Raw genomic sequence first — 22,849 nt, forward strand, 5'->3', positions numbered from 1 at the left:
GGCATCATGTGGCAGTATTGTGAATTACTTACCTTATATATACTACCCCGGCACAGCGCGGTATCTGGCTGCTTCCGCCAGCCAGCTCGCTCACCGGAAACCGAACCAAGAGATCCCAATGACCCGACAACGGCAATACGACGTACTGGTAATCGGCAGCGGCGCGGCAGGCCTCACACTGGCTCTGCATCTGGCGGACAATCTGCGCATCGCCGTGATCAGCAAGGGCCAGCTGTCGGAGGGCTCGACCTTCTGGGCCCAGGGCGGTGTAGCCGCGGTGCTGGATGATGCCGACACTGTAGATGCCCATGTCCAGGACACATTGATAGCCGGCGGCGGGCTCTGCCATGAAGACGCCGTTCGTCAGATCGTCGGCGACAGCCGGGATGCCATCGGCTGGCTGGTGGACCAGGGCGTTCCCTTTACCCGCGGTCGGCGGGAAGATGGCAGCGAAACCGATGACTTCCATCTCACCCGGGAGGGCGGTCACAGCCACCGGCGCATCATTCACGCTGCGGACGCCACCGGGGCAGCGATCTTCAATACCCTGCTGCGCCAGGCGCAGTCCCACAGCAATATCGAGCTGCTGGAAGATCACGTCGCGGTCGATCTGATCACCAGCACCAAACTCGGCCAGCAGGACAATCGCTGCCTGGGCGCCTATATCCTCAATCGTGGCAGCGGCCATGTAGAGACCTTCGGCGCTCGCTTCACCGTACTGGCCACCGGTGGCGCCAGCAAGGTGTACCTCTATACCAGCAATCCTGACAGCGCATCTGGCGATGGCATTGCCATGGCCTGGCGCGCCGGTTGCAGGGTGGCCAACATGGAGTTCAACCAGTTCCACCCCACTTGCCTCTATCACCCAAAAGCCAAGAGCTTCCTCATCACCGAGGCCTTGCGTGGCGAGGGCGCGGAGCTCAAGCTGCCGGATGGCAGCCGCTTCATGCCACGCTTCGATCCACGGGCCGAACTGGCGCCGCGCGATATCGTCGCCCGGGCCATCGACCATGAAATGAAGCGCCTGGGTCTGGATTGCGTGTACCTGGATATCAGCCATAAACCGGCGGATTTCATTCGCCAGCATTTCCCCACCGTGCATGAGCGCTGCCTGAGCTTCGGCATCGACATCACCCGCGAGCCCATCCCGGTAGTACCGGCGGCGCACTACACCTGCGGTGGCGTGATGGTGGAGCAAACCGGACTGACCGACGTCGACAATCTCTACGCCATCGGCGAAACCAGCTTCACCGGTCTGCATGGCGCCAACCGCATGGCCAGCAATTCCCTGCTCGAGTGCATTGTCTATGGCCGCGCCGCCAGCCGCGACATTCTGCAGAAACTGCCGACCTCACAGCTACCCACCGACCTGCCTCACTGGGACGAGAGCCAGGTAATCGACTCGGACGAGGACGTGATCATCTCGCATAACTGGGAAGAGCTGCGGCGCTTCATGTGGGACTATGTCGGCATCGTCCGGACCACCAAGCGCCTGCAGCGAGCCAAGCACCGGGTCGATATGTTGCTCGCGGAGATCCACGAGTTCTACAGCAACTACACCGTCTCGCGGGACCTGCTGGAGCTGCGCAACCTGGCGGTCGTGGCCGACCTGATCATCCGCTCGGCCATGCTCCGCCATGAAAGTCGCGGGTTGCACTACACGCTGGACTACCCGGATCTGCTGCCAGAAGCCCGGGATACTATTCTGCAGCCGCCCAACGCTGACGACTGAACCTCAAGCGCAGGCGCAACCGCCGCAGCGAATCCTCCGCGGCGGCGTCCGCCGGCAGAATCACCGATACCGGCAGCAACCGCCCCGGCTCGCGCAGACGCACCACCGTCAGCAAGGCGCTGACATAGGTATCGGCCAACAGCCGGGCGCCCATTTCCGAGCCGTCGCGGCGCAACACGTGCCAGCCCTGGCTGTCGAACCGCAGTCCTGTCACCGAGTGGGCATGGCGCAGGCTGACCTGCCGGGGCCAGATCCACAGGCAATACATCCACAACAGCAAGGCACACAGCGAGGCCGGCAGCAACGGCAGCGCGCTGCGGTACAGGGCCATGCAACCAAGCATGGTCAGGAATATGATGAGGCCACCCAGCCAGCGCGACGGCTGGCGCTTGAGCAGCAGTGAATCAGTCGGGTTGGACACGATCCAATATCATCCTCACAATGCGTTTGAGATCCGGATCTTCCGGCTCCCCACGCTGCATGAACCAGACGAACATATCCTGATCCTCGCATTCCAGCAGTCGCCGGTAGCGAGCCTGATCCTCTTCGTCCAGTGACGAATACACCTCTTCCAGAAAGGGTAGCAGCAGCACGTCCAGCTCCAGCATGCCGCGCCGGCTATGCCAGAACAATCGCTTCTTTTCCACCTCGGCCGTCATTGCCATCTCCAATCGGTTGATTCGCCTTCATGGTCGGCATTATACCCGCTGCGCTTGATCAAGGCACTGACAAGCCAGAAGCAGCCCCCTATCATGTGACAGAATAGATGCACCGCCATTCCCGTCCACCGGAGTCAGCCAGAATCATGCATGAGACCAGAGACCTGTCCGCGTTGTTTCCCCAGCAGTCACCGGCGCCCAGCCCCGATACCGCGCTGGCGTTACTGGATCACGAACGCGTTCTTGACGTCAGCGGCGTGGATGCGACCCGCTTTCTTCAGGGCCAGCTCACCTGCGATGTAACTGCCCTGGCCACAGGCGGCAGCATCCTGGGGGCCCGCTGCAACCCCAAGGGCCGGATGCAATCAAGCTTCCGGCTGCTCAAGCTGTCGGATGAACGTTATCTGCTGGCGATGGATGCCCCCTTGCTGGAGCCACAACAGGCGGATCTGGCGAAATATGCCGTTTTCTTCAAGGTGCAGCTCAATGATTGCACCGAGCAATGGGTACGCCTGGGACTCTGGGGCCCGCAAGCGGCCGATGCCTTGGCCGCCGTCGATCTTGGCCAGAACGCTGGCGAAGCTGATGCCGGACTAGCGGTTGCCTTGAGTCACGACGTCATGGAACTCTGGGTGCCAGCCGATCGCGCCAGGGAAATCATCCATGTTCTGACCGATAAAGCCCAACCCGCTGCACTGAACGCCTGGCAGCTGCAGCTGATTCGCCTCGGCATCGGTCAGGTGCGCAGTCAGACCCGGGAGAGCTTCATTCCGCAGATGCTCAACCTGCAGCAGCTGGGCGGTGTCAGCTTCAAGAAAGGCTGTTATACCGGGCAGGAAATCGTCGCGCGGATGCAGTATCTGGGCAAGCTCAAGCGTCGCATGTATCGCCTGACCTGGGCCGGCGACAGCCTCCCGGAACCCGCCACCCCCATTATCGACAGCAACAGCGGCCAGGCCGTAGGCGAAGTGGTGACGGCGGCCCGCAGCGATGAATGCATCGAACTGCTTGCGGTACTGCAGAACGAAGCGGCACAATTGGCGACATTGAGCGTCTCCGATATCAGCAAGCCAGCATTGGAGTTGGCAACGCTACCTTACGAAGAGCAAATGGCCGCCGAGGCTGCCGGCGAATAATCAAGGAAGAATGTCATGACGGATCTGGCCCTGCGCGTACAGGAAGAATTGATTCAGGCGATCGAGCGCGACCAACTGGTGTTGCCAACGCTGCCCGAGGTCGCCCTGCGCATCCGCGAAGCCGCCGAGGACCCGGATATCGGCATCAGCGAGCTGGTCCGGCAGATCAGTACCGATACCGCCCTTAGCGCACGCCTGATCAAGGTGGTCAACAGCCCCCTGCTGCGCTCACGCCAGGAAATAACCGACCTGAGCATGGCGGTCAACCGCCTGGGTATCGTCTATACCGCCAATCTGGCCACCGGTCTGGCGATGGCGCAGCTGTTCCAGGCAACCACCGATGTCATCGACCGGAAGATGCGCGAGGTCTGGGCGCGCAGCACCGAGGTAGCGGGCATCAGCCATGTGCTCTGCCAGCACTACACTCGCCTCAAGCCCGATCAGGCCACTCTCGCCGGACTGGTACATCAGATCGGCGTGCTGCCGATTCTCAGCTATGCCGAAGAGCACAGCCAGTTGCTGAACGACTCCATCAGCCTGGGTATCATCATCGATCAGATTCATCCGGTGCTGGGTGACCGTATCCTGGCCGCCTGGGATTTTCCCGAGCCGCTGCGCCACGTGCCTAGCCAGCACCTGGATTTTCAGCGCAACCCGGGCCAGGCGGATTACGCGGATATCGTCCAGGTCGCCATGCTGCAGAGCCTGGCCGATAGCGATCACCCCCATGCGCAGCTCGACTGGAGTGAAATCTCCTCCTTCGACCGCCTCGGCCTCGATCCGACTGGCGACCAGGAGCAGGAAGACCTGTCGGCAGAGATGGAAGCCGCGATGCTGCTACTCGGCTGAAATCGACCTTCAGCGGTTGGTCCATTGCGGCGGGCGCTTCTGCAGAAAAGCGCTCACCCCCTCCCTGGTATCCTCCAGATCGAACAGATCGACGAAGCGTTCGCGCTCGGCCGACAGCAGGCTATTGAGCGGCTGACTGCGCGCGCCCTGGATCAATTGCTTGCAGGCCTTTACCGCCTGCGGACTCTGCCGGCTGACCTGGGCCGCCAGGCGCAACGCCGTAGCCAGGGCCTGCCCCTCTTCCACCACCTCTTCGACCAGGCCGATGCGCTCAGCCTTGACTCCGTCGATGCGCTCACCACAGAGGATCATCCGCTTGGCCCAGCCCTCACCGACCAGCCATGCCAGTGCCTGGGTGCCACCGGCGCAAGGCAGCAAGCCAACGCTGGCCTCCGGCAACCCCAGCTGCGCCTGGCGCTCGGCGATGCGAATATCACAGGCCAGCGCACACTCCAGTCCACCGCCCAAGGCATAGCCATTGAGGGCAGCGATGGTTACCCCGGAAAAATCCCTCAGCGCCTCGAATGCCTGACCGAACAGTCGCGCCACCAGACGCGCATGGGCCTTGTCACCCTCGGCGAACATCTGCAAATCGGCGCCAGCGGAAAAGAACCGCTCGCCACGACCGATGATCACCAAGGCATAGATATCCGGATCGTCACTGAGATGACCAATAAGCTCGTACAGGCCATGCAGGGTATCGGTATCCCAGGTATTGGCCGGCGGATTGTCGATGGTCAGCAGGGCGGTATGCCCCGCCTTCTGCACTACCAGCTTGTCGGTACGCGGAACCAGCGCGGTGTAGGGCTGCAGAGCATGCTCCATGACGGACTCCTTTCAGATGTCGGAGCCTTCATCATTGAACATCCCGGCGCCGGCATCAAGCCGACCCCGATTCACTAGCGGGGTTCAGGCAATCGCCAGTCAACAGGCTCGCGGCCCTGCTCGATCAGATAGGCGTTGGCTGCGGAAAAGTGGCCGCTGCCAATGAACCCGCGGTGGGCCGACAGTGGCGATGGATGCACACTTTGGAGCACCAGGTGACGAGAGCGGTCGATCTGCTGACCTTTTTTCTGCGCGTAGCTACCCCAAAGCATGAACACCAGATGCTCACATTGGGTATTGAGGATATCGATAATCCGCGAAGTGAAGCGCTCCCACCCGCGATTGGCATGGGCACCAGCCTGCCCTTGAGTGACGGTGAGCACCGCATTGAGTAGCAGCACACCCCGCTCGGCCCAAGGCCGCAAGTCGCCCTGGGTTGGAATCGGATGCCCCAGATCGCGCTGGATCTCCTTGAAGATATTCTTCAGCGACGGCGGCGGGCGCACCCCTGGCTGCACGGAAAAGCTCAACCCGTGCGCCTGTCCAGGCCCGTGATACGGGTCCTGACCGATGATGACCACCTTCACCTTATCCAACGGCGTGGTATTCAGCGCATTGAAGATCATCGGCCCCGGCGGATAGACCACCTTGCCGGCAGCCTTCTCGGCCAGCAGAAACTCACGCAATTGCTGCATGTAGGGCTGTTCGAACTCGTCGCCCAGCGCCTGTTTCCAGTCCTCGGCCAACTGTACCGAACGGCTGCCCATGATCATTGCGCCAGCGGCACGGATTGAGCATTGCAACGCACCACGCGCTGGCGGTTATCGACCAGCAGGCCGGACAGGCCGTTATGCCGGGTGTCATGCAGGATCATCACCCCATCCACACATTCGGCCGTATGGTTGGCGGCCTTGGCCTGCAACTGCCCCGCCTCATCCGAGCCGATGGTCACCAGACTGAATTCGGCCACCAGCAGACCTTCTTCCTCCCGCGCAAAATTCAGGTACCCGTAGAAATGCAATACGGCCATGGTTAGAAACAAAGTGCCCAGGGCGGTGAGGATATAAGGCAGTTTGTTGGTTTCCGTTTGTTCACTCATGCAAAACTCCTACAGAATATTGGCGTAATCGGCCTCGATGCGATCGAGGCTGAGATTGGTCAGAAACCCGGAAAAGCACATCCAGGCACTCAATGCGTTCAGGTCGGCAAAGGGTTCCGGCAGATAGCGCGGCGGCACCACCAGCCCCTCCTCCACCAGTTGCCCGAGGGTGCGCATGTCTTCCAGGGTGGTCTTGCCACAAAACAGCAGCGGAATCTGTTGCAGCTTGCCCTGGCGCACTGCCAGCTGGATGTAGTTGTAGGTCAGGATAAAACCCTTGAGGTAGGCCAGGTCCTTGGTGAACGGCAGGCCATCGCTGCTCGAGCCACGGAATACCCGGCTGGCATTGTTGTAGCTGTCGTCCTCGCTGTAGCCTTCACCCCGATAAAAACCGAACACATCGAGAAAATCGCCACCGGACTCGGCCAGCTGGATTGCCTGGGTGCGGTTGGTGAGCTTGCGCAGGCGCGAAGGATAGGAGGCGAAGGTAATGATCTCCATCAGGATCGCCAGCCCTTCCTGGGTTACCGTGGACGACGGTGGCCCCTTGGCCAGGAATGTACAGATCGGCTGATGCTGGCCATTCAGACTGGTCGCCACATGCACCATGCCCTCATGCACGGCCAGAATCTTCAGATCGCGCTGGTTGAACAACGCATCGCTGCGGATCTTGATGTAGTCGGCGCCAGCGGCAGCATCGGCGACGATGCCGTCGGATTCAAATACGCGCACCGCCCGATCATCGGGGAACACCTGATCCATCTGCGCCTGCAATATGGCGACGGCCTCGGGCGCAGCGATGGTCTTGGGTTCATGGCCCAGATCATTGCCGATATTGCTCAGCGATTCGCTGAGCATGATGCCAAGATCGGTGATGGTCGGGTCGCCGGCATGGAAGGCATCGGAGGCCGAGCCGTACAGCTCCTGGGAAATGCGCCCCATCTCGGGCGTCCCGCGCGCTTCGAGCATGCGGATGACCATGCGGTATTCCCGACACATGCGCCGCATGATCTGGCCCACCGGGTTGAAGGTGCCGAGCTGGCGGGTGATATCGCGCTCGATATCCTGAAACACCTGCAAACGCTCGGCCGGGTCGAAGGCCATCGGGCGACGCTTGTAATAATCCGGACCGACATCCGGGAGCTTCTTGCAGCCATCACGGAAGAACTGATCGCGAATGCTGTCATCCCACTTGATAGCATCCAGCACCCGAATCGGCGCCTGCGCCTCGACAATACGGTCGGACAGGCTGCGGATAACCAGTTGGTACTGCTCGCTCTGTTTTACCGCCATGCAGCGCTCCCTATGTTCTCGCTCATTTGCTCGTCGCCGATGCTCGGTGTTCAGTGCTCGGCGGTTCGGTGCCGTGCAGGGAAATATTGATCTGGCTGGCTTGTGGATCGGCCAGATCAGGTACTGCCCAGCCCGGACACGCGGCAAGTACATCCATGTAGCTCGCGGTTGCCATCCCTGGCAACCGACGGTCCGGGCTGGGCAGTACCTGACCCGGCTTGTAAACCGCAGTGTGGATCAATGCTTCCGGCGAGTCCGTTTTTCGGGGTGTAGCGCTCCCGCGCCACACCAAAAATTCAGAACCAGCCAGCGTACCCAGCCATCCGGAAAGCGGATCATTGCACAACCATACCAGCGCGGTTGGGGGCGGCCTATGTGGGACCGTCGGTTGCCAGGGATGGCAACCGCGAGCTTACAGGGACGTACTTGCAGCGTGTCCCACATAGGCCGCCCCCAATCACGCCAACTCCCCAACCAAACCTGATTCGCTTTCCTTGCACAAAGCCACAGCCAGCACCCAAACCCTGGATTCCCCCGCCTTCACGAAGCATGACGGGGTAAAGGGCAATTACCCGATACTTAAACCTCAGGCCGCATATGCGGGAACAGGATCACATCGCGGATCGACGGCGAGTCGGTCAGCAGCATCACCAGGCGGTCGATGCCAATGCCTTCGCCAGCGGTCGGCGGCATGCCGTATTCCAGGGCGCGGACGAAGTCAGCGTCGAAGTGCATGGCTTCGTCGTCGCCGGCATCTTTCTCAGCCACCTGGGCGTGAAAGCGCTCGGCCTGGTCCTCGGCGTCGTTCAACTCCGAATAGGCATTGGCGATCTCGCGGCCACCGATGAACAGCTCGAAGCGATCGGTCACGCTGGGGTCTTCATCGTTACGTCGCGCCAGCGGCGATACCTCGAAGGGGTAGCGGGTGATGAAGGTCGGCTGCTCCAGCAGATGTTCCACCAGCTCCTCGAAGATCATCACCTGCAGCTTGCCCAGCCCTTCATGGCCCAGCACCTTGGCGCCGGCCTTCTTCGCGATCTCCCGGGCCCGGTCAATATTGGTCAGATCATCCGCGCTCAGTTCCGGATTGTATTTGAGGATAGAGTCAAATACCGACAACCGCGCAAAGGGCTCGCCAAAATGGAACACCTTGTCGCCGTAGGGCACATCGGTGGTGCCCAACACCGCCTGGGCCAGCTCGCGGAACAACTCCTCGGTCAGGTCCATGTTGTCTTCGTAATCAGCGTAGGCCTGGTAGAACTCGAGCATGGTGAACTCGGGGTTGTGCCGGGTCGAAACACCTTCGTTACGGAAGTTGCGGTTGATCTCGAAGACCTTCTCGAAGCCGCCAACTACCAGCCGCTTGAGATACAGCTCCGGGGCGATACGCAGGTACATCGGCAGATCCAGCGCGTTGTGGTGCGTCTCGAACGGCTTGGCTGCGGCACCACCGGGGATGGTCTGCAGCATCGGGGTTTCCACTTCCAGGAAGCCGCGCTCGCTGAGGAAACGGCGGATCTGGGAAATCACCTGGGAGCGCACGCGGAAAGTATCGCGCACTTCTTCATTGACGATCAGGTCAACGTAGCGCTGGCGGTAGCGCTGCTCGGTATCGGTCAGACCGTGGTGCTTGTCCGGCAGCGGGCGCAGGGACTTGGTCAGCAGCTGGACCGCCGTCATGTGCACATACAGGTCACCCTTGCCGGAACGCGCCAGCGTGCCTTCGGCGGCGATGATGTCGCCCAGGTCCCAGGTCTTGATCGCTTCCAGGGTCTCGGCGGGCAAGCCCTTGCGGTCAACGTAGACCTGGATGCGTCCGCTCATGTCCTGCAGCACCATGAACGCACCGCGGTTGAGCATGATGCGCCCCGCCACCTTGACCGCAATGGCGGCGTCGGCCAGCTCTTCCTTGCTGCTGTCGGCATACTTCTGCTGCAGATCGCCGGCCAGACTGTCGCGACGGAAATCATTCGGGAAAACATTGCCCTTGGCGCGCTCTACCGCAAGTTTATCCTTGCGCAGGGCGATCAGGCTGTTTTCTTCCTCTTGCAGTGCATGCTCGTTCAGCGGTTGTTCACTCATTTCGGTGTCCTGGGTAAATCAATTCGGTAATGGTGCAGGGTGTCAGCAGTGTCGTCAGGGCCCGGTTACAGGCCCTGTTTCAGACTGGCTTCAAGGAACTCGTTGATATCGCCATCCAGCACACCGTCGCAATCACTGTCTTCGATGCCGGTGCGCAGATCCTTGATCCGCGACTGGTCGAGTACATAGGAGCGGATCTGATGGCCCCAGCCGATATCCGACTTGCTGTCTTCCTGTGCCTGGGACGCCTCGGTGCGTTTCTGCATCTCCAGCTCATACAACTTGGCCCGCAACATCTTCATCGCGGTGTCTTTGTTGGCGTGCTGGGACCGTTCGTTCTGGCAACTGACCACGGTATTGGTCGGGATGTGGGTGATCCGCACCGCCGAATCAGTGGTGTTAACGTGCTGACCACCAGCGCCCGAGGAGCGGTAGGTGTCGATGCGCAGGTCAGACGGGTTGATCTCGATCTCGATGTTGTCATCGATTTCCGGCGACACGAACACGGCAGTGAACGAGGTGTGACGACGATTGCCGGAATCATACGGGCTCTTGCGCACCAGCCGGTGTACGCCGATTTCGGTGCGCAGCCAGCCGTAAGCGTAAGAACCCTTGATGTGAACGGTGGCACCCTTGATACCGGCAACCTCGCCCGCGGTCAGCTCCATGATGGTCGCTTCGAAACCATTCTGGTCGGCCCAGCGCAGATACATGCGCAGTAGCATGTTCGCCCAATCCTGGGCCTCGGTGCCGCCGGAGCCCGACTGGATATCCAGATAGGCGTTGTTCTCATCCATCTCACCGCTGAACATGCGGCGAAACTCCAGCGCTTCCAGGCGCTTCTGCAAACGCTCCAGCTCGCTGGTCACGTCGGCAACGGCCCCTTCATCATCTTCTTCGACGGCCATTTCCAGCAGTTCGGATGCGTCGCTCAGGCCGCTTTGCAGTTCGTCCAGCGTACCGACGATCTCGGCCAGGGAGGCGCGCTCGCGGCCCAGGTTCTGCGCCCGCTCGGGCTCGTTCCAGACGCTGGGGTCTTCCAGCTCGCGTTCTACTTCGGTCAGACGATCATGTTTGTGATCGTAGTCAAAGATACCCCCTGATGGTCTCGGAGCGGCCACGCAGGTCTTTGATGGTGTTCAGAATCGGATTGATTTCCATGGTGACAAATCCCGTCAGGAAAAAGGGGACATTGTAGCGGAAATCCCCGCCCCGGTGCAGTGATCAGCATGGAGGTTGCTTCGGTTCAGCAACCGACCCGACCGCCGGGGCACAGAGCCTCGCGAGTCAGCAGGCCTGCAGGTGCCGTACCAGCAACTGCAGGCTCTGCCGTCCGCGGTACTCGTTGATATCCAGGCTGTAGGCCAACCGCACCCGGCGCACGTTGGGATCGGGCCATACCTGGGAATCGATATTGAAAGCGATGGCGTCCAGCACCTCGGTACCGCCACAAGGCTGCAGCACCATCTTCAGATGCCGCTCGCCGACCAGCCGCTGCTGGATCAGATTGAACTCGCCATGGAAGCCCGGCTCCGGAAAGTGCTGCCCCCAAGGCCCAGCCTCGCGCAGGTGCGCTGCGAGTTGCAGATTGAACTCATCGACCGCCAGCTCACCATCGCTCAGCAGGCGGCCAGTCAGATCCTCGGCGCTCAGTTGACGCCGCACTTCGCGGTCGAAAGCCGCGCGAAAATCCTCGAAATGAGTGGCTGGCAGGGACAAGCCCGCCGCCATGGCATGCCCGCCGAACTTGCTGATCAAGCCCGGATTGGCTGCGGCGACTGCATCCAGCGCGTCGCGGATATGCAGGCCGGCGACCGACCTCGCCGAGCCCTTGATCTCACCCTCCCCAGCATCGGCAAAGGCAATGACCGGGCGGTGATAGCGATCCTTGAGTCGCGAGGCGAGAATGCCGATGACGCCTTGATGCCATTCGGCATCGAACAGGCACAGGCCGAACGGCAGGTCCGCTTCCTGCAGGTCCGTGGCATCCAGCATGGCCAGTGCCTGCTTCTGCATGTCCTGCTCGATGCTCTTGCGATCACGGTTGAAACCGTCCAGCTCGCTGGCCATCTCGCGCGCCAGTGATTCATCGTCGGTGAGCAGGCACTCGATACCCAGGCTCATATCATCCAGTCGCCCGGCCGCATTCAGGCGTGGCCCGATGATGAAGCCCAGGTCGGTCGAAACCAGCCGCTCGGCGGGACGCCGCGCCACTTCCAGCAGCGCGCGAATGCCCGCCCGGCAACGCCCGGCACGAATACGTGCCAGTCCTTGATGCACCAGGATTCGGTTGTTGGCATCCAGCGGCACCACGTCCGCCACCGTGCCCAGGGCAACCAGGTCCAGCAGCTCGGCCAGGTTCGGCTCGGGACGCTGCGTATTGAACCAGCCGCTGTCGCGCAGCGCGGTGCGCAGAGCCATCAATACATAGAAGATCACACCGACGCCGGCGATCGCCTTGCTCGGAAAATCACAGCCGGGCTGGCTGGGGTTGACGATGGCGTCGGCCGCGGGCAGTTGTTCGGCGGGCAGGTGATGATCGGTGACGACCACCTTGAGACCAGCCGCCTTGGCGGCCGCCACGCCATCGATGCTGGAAATGCCGTTATCCACGGTCACCAGCACGTCAGGCTGCCTGCTCAGCGCCACCTCGACAATTTCCGGAGTCAGGCCGTAGCCATACTCGAACCGGTTGGGCACCAGATAGTCGACCTGGGCCGCGCCCAGCGCCCGCAGCCCGAGTACCGCAACGCTGCTGGCGGTAGCGCCATCGCAATCGAAATCTCCGACGATCAATATCGACTGGCGCTGCTCCAACGCCTCGCGCAGCACCGCCACCGCCTGCTCCATACCCTTGAACAGCGTCCAGGGCAGCAGCGCTTTCAGGCTGCGGTCCAACTCCGCCGCCGATTGCACGCCGCGCGCGGCGTACAGGCGGGTCAGCAGCGGTGGCAGTTCTCCCAGGTCCGGCAGTTCGGCGGGAGCAACGCGAGTCTCGATACGCATGGTGCTCAGCGCTCTCCCAACAACCATTCGAGCACGAACTCGTGCTGGGTATCGGCATCGCTGACGTAGAGCACACCATCGGCAATCATCACACCCCATTCGATGGTCCGCCCCAGTTCACTGGCCAGGGCGTCCAGCGGCTCCTGGGGGAGCGCGGTGATATTCACATTCTTCAGGTTGGCCACGGCGGGGATCACTTTGCCCGCCCACACCCGCGTGTTGCCATAGGCCAGCAGTGAGACCCGCTCGGCACGCCGCGAACACCAGGTCAGGCGTTCCGCATCCGGCTGGCCAACCTCGATCCAGTGCTCGATCCGGTCATCCAGGCTCTTGTGCCACAATGCCGGCTCGTCGACCTCGGACAGGCCGCGCCCGAAAGCCAGCCGCTCCTGATACCAGAGCGCGTAGGCAAGAATACGCGCGGCCAGGCGCTGGCCGGTTTCCGATGGGTGCCGGGCCACCGTGATACGCAGATCTTCATAGACGCCGCGATCGGTATCGGTGATATTGAGATGGACTTTACAGGGAACGGACTGGAGCGCCATGGGGCTGGATATCCTGGTTCTGGGGGCCGGCAGTGTAGCGCAAAACGTCCTGCCTCGCCCTACCAGCACCGCCGAAGGCAGTGTCACTCATCCGGCTTGCGTTCCACTCCCTCGAGAAAGTACGGCAGGACATGCAGGATGAACAGCATCAGCAAAGTGGCCAACACCGCGGTGGCTTCCAGACCCAGCCCCACGCAGACACCTACCGCAGCGGTCATCCAGACCCCGGCAGCAGTGGTCAGGCCCTTGACCTCACCCATGCTGCTGCCCTTGATGATGGTGCCCACACCGAGAAAGCCGATGCCGGCGACGATCCCCTGCACCACCCGGCTCATGGCATCATCACCGGCACCGACCAGTTCGGAGCCAAGCACGAACAATGCAGCCCCCATGCACACCAGCATATGCGTGCGGATGCCGGCCGCCTTGCCATGGGTTTCCCGTTCGTAACCGAGCAAACCACCCAACAGCGCAGCGACCAGCAGCCGCAACGCGACCCGAGTCGCTTGCTCCACATCGGTCAGGTCGGAGAACTCGCTGGCCAGGGTAACCAGGATGATATCGAAAACGTCCATTGCCGAGTCCGCATCGTCGGTAGGAACCCTCAGCATAGCAGTCAGGAAACCGTCCGCCGCGGCACTGGCTGCCGGGTAATTTCCCGCCGCAGCAGGCGCCCCCATACCGTGCCGGGTGCGACGCGCCAGACCTGGTGATGCAGCCAGGCCATGGCTTCGGCATCCTGCGCCAGGAGGCTCTGTTCGGTACGGTCCAGCGCACCGGGCCCCTGCTCCAGACAGCGCTGCGCCAAAGCATCCAACCGCTGACGCCGTGGCCCCGCCGGCGCAGCGCGAGCCAACGCTACCTGCAACCGGTTATGCCGGGGATGGATCACCGATTCGCAGAAACCGGGTTGCTGGATGCCTTCCAGCGGGCTGCGCATCATCTCCTCGAGCAACTTCGAGCCATAGGCTTCCTCGGCGGTCATCAGCCAGCCACGCCGGCGCAGGCGCTGGCCCAGCTGCACCCGGCTGAGGATCACTGAAATCGGCGCGGCGAAGATCAGCGGCAACGCCACCGGCAGTGACCAATAAAAGAACATCGGCTTCAGCCAGAGCGCGAACAGCGCCCAGGCCAGCCCGAGAATCGAGCCCGGCGCCTGATAGACCAGGGCCTCGACCCAGCCGGTCTCGCTGGTCCGGTTCTGCCCGGCCCAGCGCAGTTTGATATTGAACAGTGCCGCGGTCACGTACCGCGAATGTGACAGCATGCGGATCGGCGCCAGCATGGCCGACACCACTATCTCCAGCAATACGCTGCCCAGCAGCCGAAAGAAGCCGCCGAACGCACGAACCCGCTGCGTCAATGCCGCATCCGCCAGGCCGAGAAACTTGGGTAGAAACAGCAGGCCAAGGGTGCAGGCTACCAGCGTCGCTGCGCGCAACGGCTGCCATTGTGGCCACAGCGGAAACAACTGGTGCGGGTCGGGGAAATAGTTGATGGGCCACAACACCATGCGGGTGGTAGCGATGGTAGTCAGTACCAGAAAGGCCAGCCACAGTGGCGACGCCAGGTAGGACATGATGCCGTTGAGAAAGGCCATGCGATGGGCAAACCGGAGCCGGCGACTGCCGAGCATCAGCCACAGATGCTGCATGTTGCCCTTGACCCAGCGCTGGTCGCGGGTCAGCTCATCTACCAGTGATGGCGGCGACTCCTCCCAGCTGTCCTGCAATCCCGGTTCCAGCCAGACTTCATGGCCGGCGCGCCCAAGATAAGCCGCCTCGACAAAGTCATGACTCATGATCGGACCACGGAACAGGCCCCACCCCGGCAGCTTGCGCAGGCCGCAATGGGCCATGAAGGGGTTGACCCGCAAGATGGCGTTATGCCCCCAGAAAGCCGCCTCGCCCAGCTGCACCGCGGCCAGCCCGGTAGTGAACAATGGGCCGTATAACTGACTGGAGAACTGCTGAATCCGGGCGAATAACGAGCGGCCGTTGAGCAGTTGCGGACTGGTCTGCAAAATGCCGACCATGCGGTGGCGCTGCATCAACTGCACCATGGTTACCAGCGCGTCACCGCCCATCAGGCTGTCGGCGTCCAGCACCACCATATAATCGTAATCCCGCCCCCAGCGGCGCAGGAAGTCGCCGACGTTGCCGCTCTTGTAGTTCAGGTTGAGCTTACGCCGGCGGTAGAACAGCCGCCCTGCCGCACCCAGCTTGTCCACCAACTGCGCCCAGGCCGCCTGCTCTCGCAGCCAGGTGTCCGGCTCCCGGCTATCGGACAGGATGAAGAAATCGAAGTGTTCCAACTGGCCGGTGCGTTCGAGACTGCGGTAGACCGCGCTCAGCCCGCCCAGACTGCGCTCGATCGGCTCATGATAGATCGGCATCAGAATTGCCGTGCGCGCCAGCGGCGTGGCGGCCAGGGTAGCGGCGTCCTGTTGTTGCAGCAGCGACTGCCGATCACCACCCAGACGCCGCAGGACGAAGCCGGCAACGGCGATCCAGAAGCCAAAGGAAATCCAGGCGAACAGCAGAGCAAACAACCCCAGCATGCCGATTTCCACGGCGTTGCCGCCGTTGTAGGGCAGGATCGACAGCATGAACCAGCTGGCCAGCAGCGTTTGCCCGATTACCAGTACCAATAAACAGCTGCGCCGCAACCAGGCCGCTGTACGCCAGCGGCGACGGCTCGCGACGGCATCCGCCGTGCCGGTTTCCACCGCAGCCGGCATCATCAGTAATCCCCGTAACCGATACTGCCACGCCGCAGAGGTGGAGTCGCTGGCGCTATCGGCTGCGGCTCGATCCCGCTCCGCATGGGCTGCAGGCAGAGGTCGAACAATTCGTCCGCAGGGACCGTCAGATTATCCGCCATGGTCCGCAGGACTGCCGCCTGCACCTCCGGCGTCGGCTCCCGGCCCGCCCAATGCAGCCAGGCGAGTACCCGGCGCAGGGTGAATTCAGCAACCGTTGTGTGCATGCCGTCTCCACAGGTTATTTGATGACATTCAATACATCACTGCCGGGTGCGAGCTGATAGGTCCATGTTTCGCTCAGGGTCTGGTCACCTTCGCGCAGGAAGGCGCGTACCGATAGCGGACGATCCGGTGCCGGCTTCACCAGCATCGACAACCGCCAACGCTCAAGGGCGGGAACATATTCGACGAACTGTTCAATCAGCTCACCATCCTCCAGGGCGGTGGCGTCAGCGGCTACCGGAGCCTCGGCGGGATAGTCCGACAACGGGCCGCCGGCAAAGTCGACAACCACCCGCACCGCGCCCTCGACATCTCCCCCACCGATGCGAGTGCCGTCGCCCAGAAAGCTGTCCACCGCCTGAGCCATGGGGCTGTCCACCAGGTCGGCCATGCCGAAGCGGGCGATATAGTCGAACCGGTGCGGACCTTCTGCCGAGAGCCCACCGTCGGGAGTCCAGAACGCCACTATATTGTCATTGGTCTCATCCGGCGTCGGTAGCTGGGTCAGCACCACATGCCCCTTGCCCCAGTCGCCCTGCGGCTCGATCCAGGCACTGGGCCGCGTGTCGTAGCCCGCTTCCGGGTCCATGTAGCTGCCGAAATCGGCGTCACGCTGGAACAGTCCGAAACCGCGCACGTTGTGAGTGCCGAAGTAATCCATGGTCAGGGTGGCCGGGTTGTTCAGCGGACGCCACAACCATTCATCACTGGCGCCGTCATGGATCAGCAGCCCATCGCTGTCATGCACCTCTGGCCGCCATTCACCGTCCGGGCGCAGCGTGTTCTGGCCGTAGTAGAACATGCTGGTCAGCGGCGCCACACCCGCCAGCTCGATGGCCTGGCGTGGAAACAGTACCGACTCGACCTGCAGCGCCGTTTCGTCACCGGGAGTCACGGTGAAGCGATAGGCCCCGGTCAGACTCCTGCCATCCAGCAGCCCGTAAAAGGTCAGCGTCTCGGCGTCTGCGGCGGGCTTCTCCAGCCAGAATTCGATAAAGGAAGGAAACTCCTCGCCGCTGGGCAAGCCGGTATTGACGGCGATACCCCGGCCCGACAGGCCAAAGTTGTTGTGTCGACCCACCGCCCGGTAATAACTGGCACCGGCAAACACCAGGAACTGATTCTGGATATCCGGCGCATCGAAGGGAAAGGTCAGCTTGAAGCCGGCAAAGCCGAGATCGGCTGGCATGAGCTTCTCCACTTCGCTGTTGGGATAGCTGAATTGCGTCTTGTCGAAGGCCAGCGGCTGCGCCTCGCCGCCCTCGATCAGGTTGATGCGCACCGCATGGTGGTAGAACAACCCCGGCGGAATCAGCATCAGATTGAAGGGGAGCTTTTCTTCTCGCCACAGGCTGCTCTCGGGCATGAAGCGGATACTCTGGTAATCGTGATAACTCAGTTCCTGGAGAAAGCGCGGCACTTGCGGGGGCGCCTTCCAGGCGCTGTCTGCCAATGACTCGGCCTTGTCGATTACCGTCTGGAACTGAAATTCCTCCGCTCCGGCAGTCAACGGTATCACCAGCCAGATAGAACACATCAGGCGCTTCAAACCTATCGTCATCCTGCAGTCTCCCTTAATCGATATAGCGGCAAACCGTTGCGGTTTTCGATACTAAGGTTTAGGTAGCCAAGCCCTGTATCAGTTCCCATTACATGAAGCTATTGGCAATCAGCCAACCGACGCCGAGAGTGATGCTGTAAGCCAGCAGCGCCAGTACCCCGTCATGGGCGGTCATCGCCAGGCCGAAACAGGTCAATGCCAGCCCGGCGCTGCTCGCGGCGAAGGGCACGGGCTCGAGCAGAGGCAGGGTCACCGCCAATACCAGACAGACCAGCGCGATGGGCCAGCTGCCGGGGCCATCCACCAGGATGTTCAATCGGTGCTTTACCAGGCGGTCGACAAAACGCGCGGGGCGCCGCAGCCATTGCGACGCTTTGGCGAGTTTCTGCTGCCCGATCTTGCGACGCAGAATCCACCCCGGAAGCCAGATGTGTTTACGCAGTACCAGCATCTGCACCGCGATCAGGAAAACCGCCACCCCCATGGTCGAAGGCAGCGTGGGGATGCCGCTCAGCGGTGATATGAGAATCAGACCGATCAGCAGCAATATCGGGCCGAAGGAACGCTTGCCGATGGTTTCCATCAGCTTATCCAGCGACACCGCCTCCTCCCCTTCCCCGGCTTCGTCCATGCGGTCGAGCAACTGTTCCAGACTGCTCGGTTGCTGCTTCATGCATTGTCCTCCCCGGCGCCCAACCGCATCGTGCGATCCAGCTGCCGATACCAGCGCAGGCCGATCCACGCCGATGCCGCGATATAGGGCAGACCACCGAGAACCCACATGATGAGTCCGGCGAGCTGCTGGTCCTGCAGGTCGCGGGCGTCGCCGTAGAAAGGCGCCTGGGCGAAGGTGAGAATCGCGCCCAACACCCCGGTATGCATCAGCGTGAATAACAGGGCAAGCAGCGCCCACGGTCCGCCCGAATGGCGGCTCTGTAACACCGACCACCAGAACAGCCCGGCGGAAAGAATGAACATCAGATGTTCCACCGCGTGCCACCAGGGGTTCTCCAGCGCCAGAACATAGAAGTACGGCATGTGCCAGAACCAGAGGATCAGCCCGTGCAACCAGGCCATCGCCATCGGCCAGTGCGCGAGTTTCAACAGCCCGCGATAGAACAGCAGAACCAGCTGGCCGCCGCTGCTGATCATCTGTGCCAGTGGCTGGGCCAGTACCCACAGCGGCGGGATCACCACCATGAACAACATGTGTTGGGTCATGTGAGCCGAGGCGCTGGTCTCAGCCCATTCATCCAGCGGGCCGGCGATGGCGAACAGGCATATCGCTGACCCCAGATGAAAGCACAGCGACTGCCACCAGCGTGTCGGGCGCCGCAACTGGCCAACCAGGAACAGCAGCCAGAACGTCAACAGCATGCCAACACTGATCAGCGCACTAATCAGGTCGGAGCCGTCACTGTCGAGGGGGCTGTGCGCCATGGCCCTGGGACTGAGCGTCAGCAGGACCAGGGCCATGGCGCATGGGATGCGATAGGTCATATGCATGGCGGCAGAAACCAGACTGGTACCGCCACTACCAACGTGGCGAAGGCGGATAGAAAGTAAAGCCCGGCCGAGGTCCGGGCGACGAAACGTCGGTTCGGCTGGGTGTTCTCGGGAGTGCCACGAGCGCAATGCCAGGCAGCCCAGCCGAGCACGCCGACTACCACCAGAGTGGATAGCCAGAGCAACGCGTTGAGCCAGTTCAGCGGCCCCCGGGTCGGGTCCGGCGGCACCACTTCGCAGGCTACTGAAAGCCCGCCATAGAGCACCACGAACCAGATAGCCCATACTGTCAGGCCGGTGATCAGGTGGATGGGATGCCAGGGCGGAAAAGTCATGGGCGCTCCTTACCAGGCCATCGGCAGCAAAATGAAGGCAGCGAAGCTGAGCCAGAATACGCCGAGCGTGTAACTCCAGAACGGCTGCAGCACCAACGGCTCGTAGGGCAGCTGCGCACTGACGTAGCCAAAGCGCACCCGTACGGCCTGCATCGCCGTCGCAACTGCCGACAGAGCCCCGTGGAATAACAGATAGCCAAGCATTACCGCCAGGACCGAATCGTGGGCCGATTGGGTAGGCGTCAGCTCCGCAGCCAGCATCAGCCATACCAGCACCGCCACATGAATCAACCCGATCCCCGCGCTTATCCATAGGCCGCCCTGCAAATGACGAGTGACACCCCGGCGCAGCCGCTGCGTCAGCCACTGATAAACGACTACCGCCAGACTGAGCAGCACCCCGCTGGCAAGTAGCGGCATCAGCGCCAATGGCCCCTGCTCCGGCGCCTGCCATTGCGGAGAGGCCGTCCACAAGTAGAACCAGCCAAACAACAGGGAGGCGTAGAACGAGCCGTTGGCCATCAACGTCACCAGCATGCCCCAGCGGCCGGGACCATCATGGGTGCGTGAGTGCAGCGGCGGATCGCTTGGGTCGTCGTCCCGCACCGGCGCCATGTCCGGATGAGCGCCATTGACCCAGCTCCAGCGCAGCATGATGAAGGCGGCCACCAGCGTCGCGCCCAATGCCAGCCAGTAGGTCTTGAGCAGCAGGCTGAGGCAGACAATGGCCAGCACCACCCCGGCCTGCAGCGGAATCCAGGAGTGGCTCGGCAGGTGCACTACCTCCCGCACACGCCCGGTAACCGCGTCCGAACCCCAGGTCTCCCGCCGCCCGTGGCGAATGACTGCCATGGCATGCTTGCCCTCCTCTATCTCGAAGGGCAATTGCGGGTTGTGCCAGAGTGGATGGCGGCTGCGGATATCCGGCAGGCTGATGAAGTTATAGGTGGTCACCGGCATGGCGACCGCCCATTCCAGGCTATCCGCCCCCCAGGGATTACGTGGTGCGCGGCGGCCGAAGCGAAAGTGCAGGAAGATATCCAGCAGGAACATGGCAATGCCGATGGCCATGACGAAACCACCGATGGACGACAGCAGATTCAGCCAATCCCAGCCCAGTCCGGCCTCGTAGGTGTAGACCCGGCGCGGCATGCCCAGCAGCCCCGTGAGGTGCATCAGCAGAAAGGTCATGTTGAAGCCGATGAATACCAGCCAGAAAGCCCAGCGCCCCAGCATATCCGAGGGCATGCGGCCGGACACATGGGGCAGCCAGTAATAGAGCCCGGCGATCAGCGGGAACAGCATGCCGCCCACCAGCACGTAATGCATGTGCGCCACCACGAAGTGAGTGTCATGCACCTGCCAGTTGAAGGGCACCAGCGCCAGCATCACCCCGGTCAGGCCACCGGCGACAAAGATGATCAGAAACCCGAGAATCCACAGCATCGGCAGATTCCACACCACCCGCCCGGTCCACAGGGTGGCCAACCAGGCAAATACCTGAATCGCCGTGGGGATCGCCACCAGCATGCTGGCCATGGAAAAGAATGCCTGGGCCAGCTGCGGTATGCCGACCGTGAACATATGGTGCACCCACAACCCGAAACTGATGAAGCCCATGACAATGACCGCCAGCACTATCCAGCGATAGCCAACAATGGGCCGCCGGGCGAAGACCGGAATCAGGGTCGAAACGATACCGGCCGCAGGGAGGAAGATGATGTATACCTCCGGATGGCCGAACAGCCAGAACAGGTGTTGCCACAGCAGCGGATCACCGCCGCCGGCTACTTCGAAGAACACCAGACCCGCCGCCCGCTCCAGCTCCAGCAGGATACTGCCGAGAATCAGCGGCGGGAAACCGAACACGATCATCAGCGCCATGGCCAGGATGTACCAGCAGAAGATCGGCATCCGCCGCAAGCTCATGCCATTGCTACGGGTGCGTAGAATCGAGATGACCAGCTCGATTGCCCCCGTCATCGAAGAGATCTCGACGAAGGTGATGCCCAGCAACCAGAAGTCCGATCCCGGCCCCGGTGAAAAAGTGCTGCTGCTCAACGGTGTATACATGAACCAGCCGGAATCCGGCGCAATGCTCAGGGCCAGGCTCGACAGAATGATCAACCCGCCGAACAGGTAGCAGTAATAGCCCATGGCGCCAAGCCGGGGAAATGCCAGGTCGCGGGCGCCTACCATCTTGGGGATCAAATACATCGCCACCCCTTCCAGAATCGGGATGGCGAACAGGAACATCATCAGGGTGCCGTGCATGGTAAACAGCTGGCTGTACAACTCGGGACCGATGATCTCCTGCTCTGGCAAGGCCAACTGCGTCCGCATGAGCATGGCAAGTACGCCGCCGACCAGGAAGAAGAACAACCCGGTAACAACGAACCGCAGCCCCACCGAGGTGTGGTTGACCGCCGCCAGTTGACCGAAGCCCGGCAGGTTGCCCCATACCCGGTCAAATTGCTCGTGCAGTTGGGCACTGTGTTTCTGCTGCTCACTCATCGACCGTCGCTCCTTCCAGCCAGGCGTCGAACTCGCCCGGCGCGTGGGCCCGCACAGTGAATTTCATGTGCGCATGACCGGTACCGCAGTACTCTGCACATTGACCGTAATACAGGCCCGGCTCGTCGGCCCGCAGGCGCAACACATTGGTCCGCCCCGGCAGCATGTCCAGTTTGCCCCCCAGTCGCGGCACCCAGAAGGAGTGGATCACATCCTCGCTGGTCAGATGCAGATCCACCGGCATACCCGCCGGGATATGCAATTCATCACGCAGGCGGATGCCACTGGCGGGATAGCTGACATCCCACCACCATTGCCGTGCGGTGACATCGATACGCAGAGGCTCTTCCTCGGCCAATGGCAATGGCAGCATGCGATGGCCAATGGGAATACCGAAGGCCAGCAACGCGGTGATACTGGCAATCGGCAGAATCAGCCCACCACCGATGACCCAGCGATTCTGGATTCGCTGGGCCTGTTCATCCGACACCTCACCCGGCCGGCGGCGCAGCGCATACAGCCATAACGACACCACGACCACCAGGGTGACCACGGAAAATCCGGCCATGGCCCACCACAATCCAGCCGCGCCGGCAGCAGAGGGTCCGGCAGGGTCCAGCGCCGAGTATGGGCCAGTGCAGCCACTCAGCAGGCCGAGACCGGCCCAGGCTGCTAGGCTTGACGCAGAGCTCCGGCCAATACGTGGCCGGTTTGGTTGTTC

At 61.9% G+C, this 22,849-nt stretch carries 22 protein-coding genes; 3 read left to right on the forward strand and 19 right to left on the reverse strand.

Annotation, left to right across the window (positions count from 1 at the left end; all coding sequences use genetic code 11):
* Positions 1-118: 118 nt before the first annotated feature.
* The gene (gene nadB, locus DHB74_RS12445) at positions 119-1,732 is read left to right on the forward strand and encodes an L-aspartate oxidase (RefSeq protein WP_499161611.1); all 1,614 of its coding nucleotides are present in this window, start codon (positions 119-121) and stop codon (positions 1,730-1,732) included.
* Here nadB and DHB74_RS12450 read toward each other — a convergent pair.
* Both DHB74_RS12450 and DHB74_RS12455 read right to left on the reverse strand, forming a co-directional pair.
* Positions 1,701-2,153, reverse strand: coding sequence for a hypothetical protein (locus DHB74_RS12450; RefSeq protein ID WP_051611091.1), 453 nt, complete (start codon positions 2,151-2,153; stop codon positions 1,701-1,703). The genes nadB and DHB74_RS12450 overlap by 32 nt on opposite strands.
* Entirely contained in the window at positions 2,137-2,391 is a 255-nt protein-coding gene (locus DHB74_RS12455) for an FAD assembly factor SdhE (protein ID WP_036990971.1), read from the reverse strand. The genes DHB74_RS12450 and DHB74_RS12455 overlap by 17 nt, the downstream gene beginning before the upstream one ends.
* A gap of 146 nt (positions 2,392-2,537) precedes the next feature.
* Between DHB74_RS12455 and ygfZ the strand changes: the two genes are divergently transcribed.
* Positions 2,538-3,527: a CAF17-like 4Fe-4S cluster assembly/insertion protein YgfZ gene (gene ygfZ, locus DHB74_RS12460; protein WP_499161612.1), complete on the forward strand. Its 990-nt coding sequence runs from the start codon at positions 2,538-2,540 to the stop codon at positions 3,525-3,527.
* A 15-nt stretch (positions 3,528-3,542) separates the two neighbouring features.
* The gene (locus DHB74_RS12465) at positions 3,543-4,376 is read left to right on the forward strand and encodes an HDOD domain-containing protein (protein ID WP_036990974.1); all 834 of its coding nucleotides are present in this window, start codon (positions 3,543-3,545) and stop codon (positions 4,374-4,376) included.
* A gap of 9 nt (positions 4,377-4,385) precedes the next feature.
* On the opposite strand, the gene DHB74_RS12470 is transcribed toward DHB74_RS12465, so the two are convergent.
* The 17 genes from DHB74_RS12470 to coxB form a co-directional block, all read right to left on the reverse strand.
* On the reverse strand, positions 4,386-5,201 hold the full coding sequence (locus DHB74_RS12470; RefSeq protein WP_036990975.1) for an enoyl-CoA hydratase: 816 nt from the start codon (positions 5,199-5,201) through the stop codon (positions 4,386-4,388).
* Between the two features lie 74 nt (positions 5,202-5,275).
* Complete coding sequence (ung, locus tag DHB74_RS12475) at positions 5,276-5,968, reverse strand: uracil-DNA glycosylase (RefSeq protein WP_143063081.1); 693 nt, start codon at positions 5,966-5,968, stop codon at positions 5,276-5,278.
* Positions 5,969-5,970: 2 nt separating this feature from the next.
* On the reverse strand, positions 5,971-6,300 hold the full coding sequence (locus tag DHB74_RS12480) for a PA3694 family proteiin (RefSeq protein WP_074780977.1): 330 nt from the start codon (positions 6,298-6,300) through the stop codon (positions 5,971-5,973).
* 9 nt (positions 6,301-6,309) lie between these two features.
* Positions 6,310-7,593: a flavohemoglobin expression-modulating QEGLA motif protein gene (locus tag DHB74_RS12485; protein WP_074780980.1), complete on the reverse strand. Its 1,284-nt coding sequence runs from the start codon at positions 7,591-7,593 to the stop codon at positions 6,310-6,312.
* 579 nt (positions 7,594-8,172) lie between these two features.
* Positions 8,173-9,675 carry a lysine--tRNA ligase gene (lysS, locus tag DHB74_RS12490; RefSeq protein ID WP_136869110.1) on the reverse strand — a complete coding sequence of 501 codons (1,503 nt, stop codon included), beginning with the start codon at positions 9,673-9,675 and terminating at the stop codon, positions 8,173-8,175.
* 65 nt (positions 9,676-9,740) lie between these two features.
* Positions 9,741-10,836, reverse strand: a protein-coding gene (gene prfB / locus DHB74_RS12495; RefSeq protein WP_136869109.1) for a peptide chain release factor 2 whose coding sequence is annotated in 2 segments (ribosomal slippage) — positions 9,741-10,763 and positions 10,765-10,836 — 1,095 coding nt in all. Because the reading frame shifts where the segments join, the coding sequence is not laid out codon by codon here.
* A 126-nt stretch (positions 10,837-10,962) separates the two neighbouring features.
* The gene (gene recJ / locus DHB74_RS12500; RefSeq protein WP_499161613.1) at positions 10,963-12,681 is read right to left on the reverse strand and encodes a single-stranded-DNA-specific exonuclease RecJ; all 1,719 of its coding nucleotides are present in this window, start codon (positions 12,679-12,681) and stop codon (positions 10,963-10,965) included.
* A 5-nt stretch (positions 12,682-12,686) separates the two neighbouring features.
* Positions 12,687-13,226 (reverse strand): YaeQ family protein, encoded by a 540-nt coding sequence (locus tag DHB74_RS12505; protein WP_499161614.1) that lies wholly within the window; start codon positions 13,224-13,226, stop codon positions 12,687-12,689.
* A gap of 83 nt (positions 13,227-13,309) precedes the next feature.
* Positions 13,310-13,801 carry an MgtC/SapB family protein gene (locus tag DHB74_RS12510; protein ID WP_036991254.1) on the reverse strand — a complete coding sequence of 164 codons (492 nt, stop codon included), beginning with the start codon at positions 13,799-13,801 and terminating at the stop codon, positions 13,310-13,312.
* Between the two features lie 41 nt (positions 13,802-13,842).
* A complete protein-coding gene (mdoH, locus tag DHB74_RS12515) occupies positions 13,843-15,969 on the reverse strand; it encodes a glucans biosynthesis glucosyltransferase MdoH (protein ID WP_499161615.1) in 2,127 nt (708 codons plus the stop codon).
* Complete coding sequence (locus DHB74_RS12520; protein ID WP_036990987.1) at positions 15,969-16,214, reverse strand: hypothetical protein; 246 nt, start codon at positions 16,212-16,214, stop codon at positions 15,969-15,971. Before DHB74_RS12520 ends, mdoH begins: the two co-directional genes overlap by 1 nt.
* Before the next feature lie 14 nt (positions 16,215-16,228).
* The gene (locus tag DHB74_RS12525; protein ID WP_499161616.1) at positions 16,229-17,773 is read right to left on the reverse strand and encodes a glucan biosynthesis protein G; all 1,545 of its coding nucleotides are present in this window, start codon (positions 17,771-17,773) and stop codon (positions 16,229-16,231) included.
* An 88-nt stretch (positions 17,774-17,861) separates the two neighbouring features.
* Positions 17,862-18,446: an exopolysaccharide biosynthesis protein gene (locus tag DHB74_RS12530; RefSeq protein WP_499161617.1), complete on the reverse strand. Its 585-nt coding sequence runs from the start codon at positions 18,444-18,446 to the stop codon at positions 17,862-17,864.
* Positions 18,443-19,279 carry a cytochrome c oxidase assembly protein gene (locus DHB74_RS12535; protein ID WP_036990992.1) on the reverse strand — a complete coding sequence of 279 codons (837 nt, stop codon included), beginning with the start codon at positions 19,277-19,279 and terminating at the stop codon, positions 18,443-18,445. The genes DHB74_RS12530 and DHB74_RS12535 overlap by 4 nt, the downstream gene beginning before the upstream one ends.
* A complete protein-coding gene (locus tag DHB74_RS12540) occupies positions 19,270-19,614 on the reverse strand; it encodes a hypothetical protein (protein WP_036990993.1) in 345 nt (114 codons plus the stop codon). Before DHB74_RS12540 ends, DHB74_RS12535 begins: the two co-directional genes overlap by 10 nt.
* 9 nt (positions 19,615-19,623) lie before the next feature.
* The gene (gene ctaD / locus DHB74_RS12545; protein WP_074780992.1) at positions 19,624-22,128 is read right to left on the reverse strand and encodes a cytochrome c oxidase subunit I; all 2,505 of its coding nucleotides are present in this window, start codon (positions 22,126-22,128) and stop codon (positions 19,624-19,626) included.
* Positions 22,121-22,696 carry a cytochrome c oxidase subunit II gene (gene coxB, locus DHB74_RS12550; protein WP_235833896.1) on the reverse strand — a complete coding sequence of 192 codons (576 nt, stop codon included), beginning with the start codon at positions 22,694-22,696 and terminating at the stop codon, positions 22,121-22,123. The genes ctaD and coxB overlap by 8 nt, the downstream gene beginning before the upstream one ends.
* Positions 22,697-22,849: the final 153 nt, after the last annotated feature.

Origin of the sequence: Pseudomonas sp. G11-1, from assembly GCF_024031555.1 — a bacterium.
In the GTDB taxonomy this organism is placed as follows: Bacteria; Pseudomonadota; Gammaproteobacteria; order Pseudomonadales; family Pseudomonadaceae; genus Halopseudomonas; species Halopseudomonas bauzanensis.

Excerpts from the sequence above, each read along its gene's own strand:
- nadB (WP_499161611.1), top strand. The coding sequence starts at position 119 with ATGACCCGACAACGGCAATACGACGTACTGGTAATCGGCAGCGGCGCG.
- DHB74_RS12455 (WP_036990971.1), bottom strand. The coding sequence starts at position 2,391 with ATGACGGCCGAGGTGGAAAAGAAGCGATTGTTCTGGCATAGCCGGCGC.
- ygfZ (WP_499161612.1), top strand. The coding sequence starts at position 2,538 with ATGCATGAGACCAGAGACCTGTCCGCGTTGTTTCCCCAGCAGTCACCG.
- DHB74_RS12465 (WP_036990974.1), top strand. The coding sequence starts at position 3,543 with ATGACGGATCTGGCCCTGCGCGTACAGGAAGAATTGATTCAGGCGATC.
- DHB74_RS12470 (WP_036990975.1), bottom strand. The coding sequence starts at position 5,201 with ATGGAGCATGCTCTGCAGCCCTACACCGCGCTGGTTCCGCGTACCGAC.
- ung (WP_143063081.1), bottom strand. The coding sequence starts at position 5,968 with ATGGGCAGCCGTTCGGTACAGTTGGCCGAGGACTGGAAACAGGCGCTG.
- DHB74_RS12480 (WP_074780977.1), bottom strand. The coding sequence starts at position 6,300 with ATGAGTGAACAAACGGAAACCAACAAACTGCCTTATATCCTCACCGCC.
- DHB74_RS12485 (WP_074780980.1), bottom strand. The coding sequence starts at position 7,593 with ATGGCGGTAAAACAGAGCGAGCAGTACCAACTGGTTATCCGCAGCCTG.
- lysS (WP_136869110.1), bottom strand. The coding sequence starts at position 9,675 with ATGAGTGAACAACCGCTGAACGAGCATGCACTGCAAGAGGAAGAAAAC.
- recJ (WP_499161613.1), bottom strand. The coding sequence starts at position 12,681 with ATGCGTATCGAGACTCGCGTTGCTCCCGCCGAACTGCCGGACCTGGGA.
- DHB74_RS12505 (WP_499161614.1), bottom strand. The coding sequence starts at position 13,226 with ATGGCGCTCCAGTCCGTTCCCTGTAAAGTCCATCTCAATATCACCGAT.
- DHB74_RS12510 (WP_036991254.1), bottom strand. The coding sequence starts at position 13,801 with ATGGACGTTTTCGATATCATCCTGGTTACCCTGGCCAGCGAGTTCTCC.
- mdoH (WP_499161615.1), bottom strand. The coding sequence starts at position 15,969 with ATGATGCCGGCTGCGGTGGAAACCGGCACGGCGGATGCCGTCGCGAGC.
- DHB74_RS12520 (WP_036990987.1), bottom strand. The coding sequence starts at position 16,214 with ATGCACACAACGGTTGCTGAATTCACCCTGCGCCGGGTACTCGCCTGG.
- DHB74_RS12525 (WP_499161616.1), bottom strand. The coding sequence starts at position 17,773 with ATGACGATAGGTTTGAAGCGCCTGATGTGTTCTATCTGGCTGGTGATA.
- DHB74_RS12530 (WP_499161617.1), bottom strand. The coding sequence starts at position 18,446 with ATGAAGCAGCAACCGAGCAGTCTGGAACAGTTGCTCGACCGCATGGAC.
- DHB74_RS12535 (WP_036990992.1), bottom strand. The coding sequence starts at position 19,279 with ATGCATATGACCTATCGCATCCCATGCGCCATGGCCCTGGTCCTGCTG.
- DHB74_RS12540 (WP_036990993.1), bottom strand. The coding sequence starts at position 19,614 with ATGACTTTTCCGCCCTGGCATCCCATCCACCTGATCACCGGCCTGACA.
- ctaD (WP_074780992.1), bottom strand. The coding sequence starts at position 22,128 with ATGAGTGAGCAGCAGAAACACAGTGCCCAACTGCACGAGCAATTTGAC.
- coxB (WP_235833896.1), bottom strand. The coding sequence starts at position 22,696 with ATGGCCGGATTTTCCGTGGTCACCCTGGTGGTCGTGGTGTCGTTATGG.